Source organism: Cellulosimicrobium sp. E-16 (assembly GCF_049913115.1).
Lineage (GTDB): Bacteria > Actinomycetota > Actinomycetes > Actinomycetales > Cellulomonadaceae > Cellulosimicrobium.
The window spans coordinates 3184670-3198048 of record NZ_CP183974.1 but is presented as its reverse complement, the minus strand read 5'-3'; the positions used below and the strand labels follow the sequence as shown (position 1 = coordinate 3198048).

7 protein-coding genes are annotated in these 13379 nt (G+C 72.1%); all 7 read left to right on the top strand.

Translation table 11 applies throughout. The annotated features are described in order from the left end of the window. The first annotated feature begins 111 nt into the window (after window positions 1-111). Window positions 112-1359 carry a Gfo/Idh/MocA family protein gene (locus tag ACN9MS_RS14170; RefSeq protein WP_426309162.1) on the top strand — a complete coding sequence of 416 codons (1248 nt, stop codon included), beginning with the start codon at window positions 112-114 and terminating at the stop codon, window positions 1357-1359. Beyond that, window positions 1356-3008, top strand: a complete 1653-nt coding sequence (locus ACN9MS_RS14165; protein WP_426309161.1) for a sugar ABC transporter ATP-binding protein — start codon at window positions 1356-1358, stop codon at window positions 3006-3008. Before ACN9MS_RS14170 ends, ACN9MS_RS14165 begins: the two co-directional genes overlap by 4 nt. Further along, window positions 3005-4051 carry an ABC transporter permease gene (locus ACN9MS_RS14160; protein ID WP_047234093.1) on the top strand — a complete coding sequence of 349 codons (1047 nt, stop codon included), beginning with the start codon at window positions 3005-3007 and terminating at the stop codon, window positions 4049-4051. Before ACN9MS_RS14165 ends, ACN9MS_RS14160 begins: the two co-directional genes overlap by 4 nt. Beyond that, window positions 4048-5130, top strand: a complete 1083-nt coding sequence (locus ACN9MS_RS14155) for an ABC transporter permease (RefSeq protein ID WP_426309160.1) — start codon at window positions 4048-4050, stop codon at window positions 5128-5130. The genes ACN9MS_RS14160 and ACN9MS_RS14155 overlap by 4 nt, the downstream gene beginning before the upstream one ends. Window positions 5131-5264: 134 nt before the next feature. Continuing rightward, window positions 5265-6494 (top strand): substrate-binding domain-containing protein, encoded by a 1230-nt coding sequence (locus tag ACN9MS_RS14150; RefSeq protein WP_426309159.1) that lies wholly within the window; start codon window positions 5265-5267, stop codon window positions 6492-6494. A 215-nt stretch (window positions 6495-6709) separates the two neighbouring features. Then, window positions 6710-7609 carry a sugar phosphate isomerase/epimerase family protein gene (locus ACN9MS_RS14145; RefSeq protein WP_426309158.1) on the top strand — a complete coding sequence of 300 codons (900 nt, stop codon included), beginning with the start codon at window positions 6710-6712 and terminating at the stop codon, window positions 7607-7609. Window positions 7610-7713: 104 nt separating this feature from the next. Next, window positions 7714-13296: a ThuA domain-containing protein gene (locus ACN9MS_RS14140; RefSeq protein ID WP_426309157.1), complete on the top strand. Its 5583-nt coding sequence runs from the start codon at window positions 7714-7716 to the stop codon at window positions 13294-13296. Window positions 13297-13379 lie beyond the last annotated feature (83 nt).

Genomic DNA, 13379 nt, shown 5'->3' with positions numbered 1-13379 from the left:
TGGGCTCATGTGATCCTTCACATTTGTTTTGCGGCTTGGGTTATATAACCGTGACGATTGATGTTCGGCTTTTGCTTGACGCTCGACAGAAGTGCCCCTACGTTGTCATCCATGCGAGCCGACGACGTCGCGCAGGACGTGCGCACCCCGGTGCTGGAACCGGGTGCGCACCTCCCCGGAGCGACCACGACAGGGGCCCCTGCCGCCCGTACGACCTTCCCCGCCAGCGCGCCCGACGACGGCGGTCTGCCGGCCTCCGGCTACCGCGCGGGGATCCTCGGCGCGGGGTTCATGGGCGGCGTCCACGCACGCGCCGTGCGCACCGGCGGCGGTCGGGTCGTGAGCGTCGCGGCCGCGGACCTCGAGATCGCCCGCGCGGCGGCGCCCGGACTCGGGGCCGAGCGTGCCGTCGCCAGCGCGGAGGAGCTGCTCGCCGACCCTGAGGTCGACGTCGTGCACGTGTGCACGCCCAACCACCTGCACGTCCCGCTCGCCCGCGCCGCGCTCGCGGCGGGCAAGCACGTGGTGTGCGAGAAGCCGCTCGCGACGGACGTCGAGGGCGCGGTCGAGCTCGCGGCGCTGGCCGCGGAGGCGCGCGCGGCGGACGGCCGGGTCGCGGTCGTGCCGTTCACCTACCGGTTCCATGCGATGGTGCGCGAGGCGCGCGAGCGCGTGCGCCAGGGCGAGGTGGGCACCATCTCGCTCGTGCACGGCTCGTACCTCCAGGACTGGCTCCTGCGGGAGTCCGACGACAACTGGCGCGTCGACCCCGCGCTCGGCGGCGCGAGCCGGGCCTTCGGCGACATCGGCTCCCACTTCTGCGACCTGCTCGAGTTCACCACCGGGCACCGCATCGCCCGCCTCGTCGCGCAGTCGGCCACCGTCAACCCGCGTCGCCGGGGAGCGGACGGCGTCGTGCACGAGGTGGCGACCGAGGACGCCGTCACGCTCCAGTACGCGACGGACCGCGGGGCGCTCGGGACCGCGGTCATCTCCCAGGTGTCGGCGGGCCGCAAGAACCGGCTGTACCTGGAGATCTCGGGCTCGGAGTCGACGCTGGCGTTCGACCAGGAGCAGCCCGAGACGCTGTGGGAGGGCCGCCGCGACGTGTCGCGCCTCCTCGTGCGCGACCCCGAGGCGCTCTCCGCGGCCGCCGCCCGCTACTCGCGCCTGCCCGCCGGGCACGCGCAGGGCTACCAGGACTGCTTCGACGCGCTCGTCGCCGACACGGCGACGGCGATCGGCGGCAGCGTCCCGGACGGCCTGCCCACGTTCGACGACGGCCTGCGCGCCGCCCGCCTCGCCGCCGCCGTGGGCGAGTCGGTGCGCTCGGGCGGCTGGGTGGAGGTGCCGGCATGACCGCGACGACCACGCGCGAGCCCCGGCCGCCGGCGACGGGGGAGGGCGGCGACGAGCCGATCCTGCGGCTGCGCGGCATCGGCAAGGAGTTCTTCGGCAACTCCGTGCTGCGCGGCATCGACCTCGACGTGCGGCCGGGCGAGGTCCACGCGCTCGTCGGCGAGAACGGCGCCGGCAAGTCGACGCTCATGAAGATCATCGCGGGCGTGCACCGCCCCGACGCGGGCACGATCGAGCTCGACGGCGAGACCACGACCTTCGCGTCGCCCCTCGCCGCGCAGCACGCGGGCGTCTCGACCGTCTTCCAGGAGTTCAACCTCCTGCCCGAGCGCTCGGTCGCCGAGAACGTCTACCTCGGCCGCGAGCCGCGCCGCGCGGGTCTCGTCGACCGCCGCCGCATGCACGCGGACACCACGGCGCTCCTCGCCGACCTGGGCCTCACCGGCCTCGCGTCGTGGACGCGCGTCGGGTCGCTCTCGGTCGCTCAGCAGCAGATCGTCGAGATCGTCAAGGCCGTGTCCTACGACGCGCGCATCATCTCGATGGACGAGCCCACGGCCGCCCTCGCCGACCAGGAGGTCGAGCTGCTCTACGAGCTCGTCCACCGGCTCAAGGAGCGCGGCGTCGCGATCCTCTACGTGTCGCACCGCCTCAAGGAGATCTTCGACCTCTGCGACACGATCACGGTGCTCAAGGACGGCAACCACGTCCTGACGACCCCGACGGCGGACATCGACCCCGACGGGCTCGTGCGCACCATGGTCGGCCGCGACTTCGCCGGGTACTTCCCGGACAAGGACCCCTCGACCGTCCCGGGCGAGGTGCGCCTCGCGCTCGAGGGCGTGGGCAACACGCAGGTCGACGACGTGTCGCTCGAGGTGCGGGCGGGCGAGATCGTCGCGCTCGCCGGTCTCCAGGGCTCGGGCCGCACCGAGATCGCGCACGGCATCTTCGGCATCGCGGGCTTCACGCGCGGCCGCGTGCTCGTCGGCGGCAAGCCGGCGGACGTGCGCTCGCCGCGCCAGGCGGTGCGTGCGGGGCTCGCGCTCGTGACCGAGGACCGCAAGGCGGAGGGCCTCGCGCTCGGGCAGTCGATCCTCGCGAACGCGCGCCTCGTGCTCGACGCCGTCGTGCCCGGCCAGGCGGACCGGCGCGCGAAGCGCATCCCGGGCATCCTCTCCTCGCTGGAGCTCGTCGCGAGCTCGCAGGAGGCCGAGGTCCAGTACCTGTCCGGCGGCAACCAGCAGAAGGTCGTCCTCGCGAAGTGGTTGGTCACGGACCCGCAGGTGATCGTGCTCGACGAGCCGACCCGCGGCATCGACGTGGGTGCCAAGCGCGCCGTCTACGACCTCATGCGCGAGCTCACCGCGAGCGGCGTCGCCGTCCTGTTCATCTCGTCCGAGCTGCCCGAGGTCGTCGCGATGGCGGACCGCGTGCTCGTCATGCGCGACGGCCGCCTCGCCGGTGAGCTCCCCGCCGGCAGCGACGAGGAGACCGTGATGGCCCTCGCGACCGGCGCGGGGGAGGACACGTCGGGCGAGCACGTCCAGGTCGACCTCGGCGCCCTGGCGGACGCGGACGACCTGCCCGGCGCCGAGCCCGGCGCCCCGCACGACACCGACACCGACGGCCCGCAGGAGGACCGATGAGCACCGCGGTCGCGACCGCCGCCCCCACCGCGCGCCGCGCCCCCGCGCGCCGGCGCCGCCTGGGGTCGACGGAGATCGTCTATCTCGCCCTCGTCGGGATCCTCGTGATCGCCGGCGTCCTCGTCGCCGTCGGCGGCGGCAACCTGTTCAGCACCGCGAACACGGCGTACATGCTCACGCAGACGAGCCTGCTCGGGTTCGTCGCGATCGGGCAGACGTTCGCCATCCTGTGCAAGTCGCTCGACCTGTCCGTCGGGTACGTCGTGGCGCTCAGCTCGATCGTTGGCGCGACGACCATGGCGGGCGACCCCTCGCGCGTCTGGCTCGGCGTCCTCGCGGCGGTGGGCGTCGCGGCGGTCGTCGGCCTGGTCAACGGGCTCGTCATCGCGAAGCTCCGCGTCAACGCCTTCATCGCGACGCTCGGCGTCGGCCTCATCATCAAGGGCTACCTCGACACGCAGTTCAAGGGCCCGGCGGGCGAGGTGCCCGCCTCGTTCCAGATGTTCGGGTACACGCGCGTCGGCCCGGTCCCGGTCTCGACGATCGTCATGCTGCTCGTCGCTGCCGTCGGCGTGGTGCTCCTCACGCGCACCCGGCCCGGGTACCACATGTTCGCCGTCGGCGGGAACACCGACGTCGCGCGGCTCTCGGGCATCCGTACCGACCGGACGCTGATCCTCGCCCACGTGCTCTGCTCCGTGTGCGCGGGCGTCGCGGGCCTCCTCATCGCCGCGCGGTTCGGCACCGGCAACGCGCTCGTCTACTCCTACGGGCTCGACCTCGACTCGATCGCCGCCGTCGTGCTGGGCGGCACGCTCCTCATGGGCGGGCGCGGCTCGATCGTCGGGACCGTGGGCGGCGTCCTCATCCTCGCCGTGCTCGACACGGTGTTCAACGTGCTCGACGTCGACCCGTTCTTCAAGGACGTGCTGCGCGGCGTCATCATCATCGCCGCCGTCGCCCTGTACGCCCGGCGCCAGATCGACCCGGCGAGCAGCCGGGCCCGCTTCCGCCCGACCCGCACCGGAGGTGCGTCCGCATGACCACCGACACCACGCGCCGGACGATCCCCGCGCGCGCGCCGCGGGCCGGCTGGCTCGAGCGCCTCACCGCCGGCGGGAGCTGGACCGTGTTCGCGCTGCTCGTGCTCGTCTTCGCGGTCATCCTCGTGATGAACCCGTCGTTCGGCGAGCCCATGTCGCTCATGGCCTTCGTCAAGAAGGCGGCGCCGCTGGTCATCCTCGCGATCGGGCAGTACTTCGTCATCGTCTCGGGCGAGTTCGACCTCTCGGTCGGCTCCCTGGTCGGCGCCCAGGTCGTCATCGCGGCGAAGCTCATGGACGGCGAGGACTCGATGACGTGGCCCGTCATGGCGCTCATGATCGTCTTCGGCCTCGCCGTCGGGCTCGTCAACGGCCTCGTGACGACGCTCCTCAAGGTGCCGTCGTTCATCACGACGCTCGGCATGATGCTCGTGCTGTACGGAGCGATCCGGCTCTGGACGGGCGGCGCCCCCACGGGCGCGCTGACCGACGGCTTCCGGCAGTGGGGACGCGGGGGCATCCCCGACAACCCGGGCCAGTTCCAGGTGCCGTACGCGCTGCTGATCGTCGTGGTCCTCGGCGTCCTCGCCGCCCTGCTCATGCGCCGGCCGTTCGGCCGCACGCTCGTCGCCACGGGCGACAACGACGTCGCGGCCGGCTACGCCGGGAGCTCGGTCTGGTGGGTGCGCACGCGTGCGTTCCTCCTCTCGGGCTTCATGGCGACCGTCGCCGCGATCCTCATCGGCGGCTATGCGGGCGTGACCGCGCAGGTCGGGCAGGGCCTGGAGTTCATGGCCATCACGGCCGTCGTGCTCGGGGGCGTCGTGCTCGGCGGCGGGCGGGGCACCGTGATCGCCGCGATGGCCGGCGCGCTCACGCTCGAGGCGCTGTTCACGCTGTTCAACCAGCTCAGCCTCCCGTCGACGATCCGTCCGGCGATCCAGGGCGTGATCATCATCGCGGCCGTCGCCTACGCCGCGCTGCCGCGCCGGTCGCGGCGCCGCGCGTCCACCCCGGACGCCCCGCCTGCCGCGGGCCCGACCCCCGCACCGAAGGAGCCCGCCCCCGCGAACGCCTGAGCACCGGCGCCCCGGCGGACCCCCGCCCGCGCGACCTCGACCCGACCACGCCCGAAAGAACCCCCTTCCGAGCTGTACCCCCTTCCCCCGCACGCTGCGGGACGACGACGTCTCACCCCCAAGGAGAGAAGGACATGCGACGTACACGAGCACTCCTGGCCGGCGCGGCGGTGGCCACGCTGTTCCTCACGGCCGCCTGCACGACCGACACCCCCACCGACGCCGGCGAGGGCGGCGAGACCTCGGCCGAGGAGAGCCCCGCGGGCGAGGAGTCCGGTGGCGCCGACTCCGAGTGGTTCGTCCAGGCGGACTACGACCGTCAGCTCGCCCAGCGCGAGGTCGTGCCCGAGGGCCCGGCCGACCAGCCGTGGCTCCAGGCGATCGAGCCGGAGTACGTGGACACCGGCGAGTACGCGAGCGAGGGCGGCGGCAAGACGCTGTGCTTCTCGAACGCCTCGGTGTCCAACCCGTGGCGCGTGACCGGCTGGATCACGATGCAGCAGCAGGTCGACGTCCTCACCGAGGAGGGCGTGATCGGCGAGTTCCGCGTCTCGGACGCGGCGGACGACGACAACAAGCAGATCTCCGACATCCAGGCGTTCGTCGAGGCGGGCGACTGCGACGCGATCGTCATCTCCCCGTCGACGACGGCGACCCTGACGCCCGCGGTCGAGGCCGCGTGCGAGTCGGGCAAGCCGGTCATCGTGTTCGACCGTGGCGTGAACACCGACTGCATGGTCACGTTCATCCACCCGATCGGCGGCTACGCGTACGGCGCCGACGGCGCCGAGTTCCTCGTCGAGAACCTGGAGCCGGGCTCGAAGGTGCTCGCGCTGCGCATCCTGCCCGGCGTGGACGTGCTGGAGAACCGCTGGGCCGCGGCCGACAAGATCTTCTCGGAGTCCGAGCTCGAGGTCGTGGGCGCGGAGTTCACCGGCGGTGACGGTGCGAAGATCAAGGACATCGTCACCCAGTACCTCCAGCGTGGCGACGTGGACGGCATCTGGATGGACGCCGGCGACGGCGCCGTCGCGGCGGTCGAGGCGTTCGAGGACGCCGGCAAGCCCTACCCGGTCTTCATGGGCGAGGACGAGATGAGCTTCCTGCGCAAGTGGAAGGACACGGACATGACCGCCCTCGGCGCCGTGTACTCGAACTTCCAGTGGCGCACCCCGATCCTCGCGGCCCAGATGATCTGGGCCGGCGAGCAGGTGCCCTCGGAGTGGGTCCTGCCGCAGTCGCCGATCGACGCCGAGGAGCTGGACGCGTACCTCGAGGCGAACAAGGACATGCCGTCGCTGCACTACGCGAAGTTCGGCGGCGAGGACCTGCCGGGCTTCCCGGAGGCCTGGACGGACCGCTGACCGGTCGTCCGCACGGGACCTGAGAGGTTCCGCAGAACCACCCGGTCCGACCCTCGCGGTCGGACCACCCAGGGGCCGCCCGGTCGCCGTCCGACCGGCCGGGCGCCCCGCCCGCCCGCCCGACGACGCGGCGCACCTCCCGTGGGGAGGTGCCCCGCGGCGTCGGGCACGCGGGCGGGACGGCCGAGCGCTCGGACCCGACGAGAGAGAGCGACGTGGCTCTTCCTGCCCCGACCCTGCCGCTGCGCCGCCGAGCGCTCGGCGTCAACACGTGGGTCTGGACCTCCCCGCTCACCGACGACGCGCTGCGCGGCATCGCGCCCCGCGTCGCGGGGTGGGGCTTCGACGTGCTCGAGCTGCCCGTGGAGAACCCGGGCGACTGGGACCCCGCGACCGCGGCGACGGTCCTCGCCGACCACGGCCTCGGCGCGAGCGTCTCGCTCGTCATGGGCGAGGGCCGCGAGCTCGTCGCCGCGGACGCCGCGACGGTGCGCGCCACGCAGGACTACCTGCGGCACGTCGTCGACGTCGCGCGCACGGTCGGCGCCCCGGTGATCGGCGGGCCGGCCTACGCGTCCGTCGGGCGCACGTGGCGCCTGAGCCCCGCCGAGCGCGCGGCGGCGTACGAGGAGCTCGCCGAGAACCTGGCCCCGGTCGTCGAGCACGCGATCGCGGCGGGCGTCGTCGTCGGGCTCGAGCCGCTGAACCGCTACGAGACGAGCCTCGTCAACACCGTCGACCAGGGGCTGGAGGTCGTGCGGCTCCTGCCTGCGGCCGGCATCGGCCTCATGCTCGACGTCTACCACATGAACATCGAGGAGACGGACCTGCCCGCGGCGGTCGCGCGCGCAGGCGAGCGCATCGCGCACGTCCAGGTGTGCGGCAACGACCGGGGCGCACCCGGCAACGACCACCTGGACTGGCCCGCCCTCCTCGCCGCGCTCGACGCGACCGGCTACGACGGACCCCTCGTCATCGAGTCCTTCACGGCCGACAACGCGACGATCGCCACGGCCGCCTCCATCTGGCGGCCGCTGGCACCGACCCAGGACGCCATCGCCGTCGATGGCCTGGCCCACCTGAAGGGACTGATGCCCACGCCGGAGCACCCGTAGCCGTAGTCGATCCACGACCGCAGCGCCGGCACGCCGCGGGATGACGACCACCCTTCCCGGACGACGACGTCCGGGTCCGCACGTCATGCCCTGGAGGCAGCACGATGACCGCACGACGCCCACGCAGGGCGAGGTCCGTCGCGGCTCTGACCATCGGAGCGCTCGCGTTCACGCTCGCGCCCGTCACGATGGCCAGCGCCGCCGACGACCCCGTCCCCGCGGACGAAGAGCACAAGGTGCTCATCTTCACCAAGACGACCCAGTTCCGGCACAGCGAGGCGATCACGCAGGGCACCCCGGTGCTCGAGGCGGCGTTCGCCGAGGTCGGCATCGCGTCCGACCACACGGAGGACTCGACCGTCTTCAACGACGAGACCCTCGCGCAGTACGACGCCCTGGTCATGTTCCAGACGTCGGGCGACCCGTGGAACGCCGACGAGAAGGCGGCGCTCGAGCGCTACCAGCAGGCGGGCGGCGGCATCGTCGCGATCCACAACGCCACGGACATGCGCGGCAGCTACGGCTGGTGGGACGACATGATCGGGGCGCTCATGCCCGGTCACGCCGCCACCGGCAACAGCCCGGGCCTCCCGGGCACGGTCCGGGTCGAGGACCGCACGCACCCGTCGACCGAGCACCTGTCCCAGCGCTGGACGCGCGCGGACGAGTGGTACAACTACTCGGCCAACGTCCGGGGCAGCGCGCACGTGCTCGCCACGATGGACGAGTCCACGTACGACGCGGGCAGCAACAAGATGGGCTACGACCACCCGATCTCGTGGTGCAAGCCCTACGACGGCGGCCGTGCCTGGATGACCGGCATGGGCCACTTCGGGGCGCACTACACGCAGGAGCCCGACCTCGTGCAGCACATCGTCGGCGGCGTGCAGTGGGCCGCGGGCCTCGTCGAGGGCGACTGCGGCGGCACCGACTGGGGCTCGTTCGAGAAGATCGCGCTCGACTCCAACACGAGCGCTCCCTTCGGCATGGACGTCGCGCCCGACGGCCGCGTGTTCTACACCGAGCTCGTGCGCGGGCAGATCCGCGTGTACGACCCGCGGACGCAGAACACCACGACCGCCATCACGATCCCCGTGTACTCGGGCGGCGAGGACGGCCTGCTCGGCATCGCGCTCGACAAGGACTTCGCCGAGAACGGGTACCTGTACCAGTACTACTCGCCGGCGAGCTCGAACGACTCCGACCCGGCCAACTTCTTCAGCCGCGTCTCGCGGTTCACGGTCTCCTCCGAGGGGCCCGGCTCCACGGTGATCGACCCGGCGTCGGAGAAGGTGCTCCTCGAGATCCCGGCCGGGCGCCTGCCCGACGAGCCGGGGCACACGGGCGGCGGCCTCCTCGTCGACCACGAGACCGGTGACCTGTACATCGGCGTCGGCGACGACGTGAACCCGCACTCCGAGCCGTCGGGCGGCTACGCGCCGATCTCGGAGCGGGACGGCACGTGGCACGACGCGCGCGCGACGTCCGCGAACACGAACGACCTGCGCGGCAAGGTCCTGCGCGTCCACCCCGAGGCCGACGGCACGTACTCGATCCCCGAGGGCAACCTGTTCGCCCCGGGCACCGAGAAGACGCTGCCGGAGATCTACGCGATGGGCTTCCGCAACCCGTTCCGGTTCACGATCGACGCGAAGACGGGCAACCTCGGCGTCGCCGACTACTCGCCCGACAACGGGTCGGACAACCTGGCCAACCGCGGCCCGGCCGGGATCGCCGAGTGGAACCTCATCAAGGAGCCCGGCTTCTTCGGCTGGCCCCTGTGCATGGGCAACAACGAGCCGTTCCGTGACGTCGACTACCGGACGAACCCCGTCACGGTCGGCGACTTCTTCGACTGCGACGCGCCCGTCAACGACTCCGTGAAGAACACGGGCCTCACCGAGCTGCCCCCGGCCCAGCCGGCGGACCTCTGGTACGGCTACCAGCGCTCGTCCGTCCCCGGCGCGATCAACGCCGGCGGCGGCCTCGCGCCCATGGGCGGCCCGTTCTACCAGTTCGACCCGGAGCTCGACTCGGACACGAAGTTCCCGGAGTCCTACGACGGCAAGGCCTTCTTCTACGAGTGGGCCCGCAACAAGATGTACACGATCGACCTCAAGGACCCCGAGGCCGCGCCCGGCGCGACCGACGTCGAGAAGGTCAACCCGTTCCTCCCGCAGGAGCAGTTCCTCGCCCCGATCGACTCCAAGTTCGGCCCCGACGGCGCGATGTACGTGCTCGACTGGGGCGGCGGCTTCGGCCGTGACAACCCGAACTCGGGCCTGCACCGCATCGACTACCTGTCGGGCTCGCGCTCGCCGGTGTCGAAGCCGGTCGCGACGCCGGACTCCGGCATCGCGCCGCTCGAGGTGACGTTCGACGGCACGGGGAGCACCGACCCCGAGGGCGAGGAGCTCACGTACGCGTGGGACTTCGACGGTGACGGCACGACGGACTCGACGTCCGCCGCGCCCAGCCACACCTACACCGAGAACGGCGTCTTCGACGCGCGCCTCACGGTGACCGACCCCGCCGGCAAGGTGGGCACCGCGACCGTCCCGATCACGGTGGGCAACACGCGGCCCGAGGTCGACTTCGGCCTGCCGCCCACCGGCTCGTTCTTCACCTTCGGCGACGACATCACGTGGGACGTCTCGGTGACGGACGCGGAGGACTCGCCCGACGGCGAGGCGATCGACGACGAGCAGGTCATCATCCAGCCCGCGCTCGGGCACGACGCGCACGCGCACCCCGCCGAGCCGCTCCACGGCCGCACGGGCACCGTGGCGACGAGCCTCGGCGGCGGCCACGGCGAGGACATGAACGTCTTCTACGTGATCGACGCGCGCTACACCGACCGCGGCGGCGAGGGCGACGTGCCCGCGCTCACCGGGTCGGACACCACGCTGATCTTCCCGAAGAAGCGCGAGGCGGAGTTCCACGCGGCCTCCGACGGCACCACGACGATCCCGAGCCGGGACGTCGAGGGCGGCGGGTCCGTCATCACGGGGTCCAACGGTTCCTGGGCGTCGTACGACCCCGTGAGCCTGTACGGCGTGCAGGCGCTGAACCTGCGCGTCGCGGCGGCGGCCGAGGGCACCATCGAGCTGCGTCGTGACGCGGCCGACGGCGAGCTCCTCGGCACGGCCGAGATCCCGCAGACCGGCCTCGGCACCTTCACGGACGTCACCGTCGAGGTCACCGACCCCCTGGAGCCGTTCACGCTCTACGTCGTGTTCCCGGGCGAGGGCGAGCGTCGCCTCAACTTCATCGAGGCAGACGGCAAGGGCGTCTCGGGCACGACCCGGCCCAAGGTCCGCATCGCGTCCCCCGAGGCGGGCGTCCGCCTCGAGCAGGGCGAGATGACGGTCACCGCGGAGGCGGACGACACCGAGAACACCGTGACGCAGGTCGAGTTCTTCGTCGACGGCGAGTCGATCGGCGTCGACGACACGGCCCCGTACGAGGCCACGTGGAACCCCACGGCGGACAACTACTACGAGCTGACCGCCGTCGCCACGAACGACAAGGGCCTGTACACGCGCTCGCGCGTCGTCCTCGCCCAGGTCGGTGACCTCTTCGCGGGGATGAAGACCTTCACCAACGCGAACGGGACGTTCGAGCAGCTCGCCGAGGGCAAGTACCTCGTCACGTCGGGCGGCGCGAACATGTGGCAGGGCACCAACGAGTACTCGACCATCTACCGCGAGCAGGGCGCCGACGAGAACTGGTCGGCGACCGTGAAGATCAACAGCCAGGGCAACTCCAACGGGTCCGCCAAGGCCGGGATCATCGTCCGCAACGACGTCACGCAGACGGCGAACTCGCAGGGCTACGCCGCCCTGGGGATGCGCCCGAGCGGTGGCTTCGAGTGGCTGCGCGGCAACTCGAGCGGTCAGCTCGCGACGTCGAGCGCCGCGAGCTCGACGAGCTACCCCGCGTGGGTGCGGATCGTGCGCGACGGCGACCTGTACACGGCCTCCTGGAGCAAGGACGGCGAGAACTTCACGCAGATCGGCGAGCCGCAGGCCCTGCCGGGTGCGGCGTCCGTCCAGGACGTGGGTCTCTTCGTCACGGCGCACAGCACGACGGCGACGAGCGCGGTGGAGTTCCAGGACTTCGCGTTCGACGACGACCCGCAGACCGAGGAGCCCGGCGGCGAGAACCCGCCGCAGTGTCTCGCGGACTCGTCCGACGAGTTCGACGGCGACGCGCTCGACCCGCGGTGGACGGTCGTCCGTCAGGCCGAGGGCCAGCCGATCACCGTCGCCGACGGCCACGCCGTCCTGCCGGTCGTGCAGGGCGACATCAACGAGGCGGTGACCGGGCCGATCAGCTACCTCGGTCAGCCCGCACCCGCCGGGGCGTGGACGCTCGAGACCAAGCTCGACGTCCCGCTCGCCCGGCACTGGCAGCACGCCGGCCTCCTGGTCCACGTGGACGACGACGAGTACACCAAGCTCGCGTTCACCAAGAACCAGAGCGGCGCCCGCTTCCTCGAGTTCCAGACCGAGACCGGCGGGTCCCGGACGTGGCACGGCCAGACGGACGTCGCGACGGGCTTCCCGTCGACGATCCACCTGCGCCTCGTCTCCGACGGGTCGGCGATCACGGCGGCGTACTCGGCGGACGGTCAGGCGTGGACGGCGCTCGCGGGCTCCGCGCCCGTCAAGCCCGACGCGACGTTCGGCGTCATGGCGGGCGGCGACACGGCGACCGCGAACACGGTCGCGAAGGTCGACTACGTCCACGTCACGGGTGCCGAGCCCGACGACGGCGTGCGCGAGCCGAGCGACGAGTTCGAGGGCGACGCCCTCGACGGCTGCCGCTGGGACGCGATCGTGCGCTACGACGGGTCGAAGGTCGCCGTCGCCGGCGGCGAGCTGCGCATCACGACCCAGCCGGGCGACATCAACGCCGGGAACAACGGCGACCCGCGCAACTTCGTCCTCCAGACCGTTCCGGAGGGCGACTGGGTCGTCGAGACGCGGTTCAAGGCGCCGCTCGTGCACCGGTGGCAGCTCGCGGGCCTCATCGCGTACGGCGACGACGACAACTACGTCAAGGCCGACGTGCTCGCGAAGAACGCACCGGGTGCGGCGCTCAACCTCGGCGCCGAGCTCGTCTCGGAGAAGGGTGGCCAGTTCGGCAACGGCGGCAACCGCCAGCTCGAGCTCGCCGACTCGACGGAGTCGGGCTACTGGTACGTGCGCCTCGAGAAGGTGGGGAGCACGTACCAGGGCTGGGTCAGCGACGGCGGGGTGAACTGGACGCCGCTCGGCGCGCCGGTGACCAACGACGCGGCGCTGACCAAGGTCGGCCTCATGGCGATCGGCCCGGAGCAGGAGACGCCGGTCACGGTGGCGTTCGACTGGTTCCGTCTCACGACGGAGTCCGAGCCGGAGCCGACGGTCGACGTCGAGGTCACCGCCTCCGCCCGCTGCCTCGCGGGCAAGGCGTACCTCGCCCTCCGCGCGACGAACGCCGACGAGGCGCCCGTCGCGATCACCCTGACCACGCCGTTCGGCTCCAAGGAGTTCGGCGCGGTCGAGGTGGGCGGCAACGCCTACCAGTCGTTCGCGTCGCGTGCGACGTCGTTCGACGCGGGCACGGCCACGGTCACGGCGACGCTCGGCGACGTCACGACCGAGATCGAGGTGCCGTACGACGCCGTGAGCTGCGGCTGACGGCGGGCCGGTGACGGGCGACCCGCTCCCGTCACCGGCCACCGCGCCGGCCCGGCCTCGCGGCCGGGCCGGCGCACACCGAG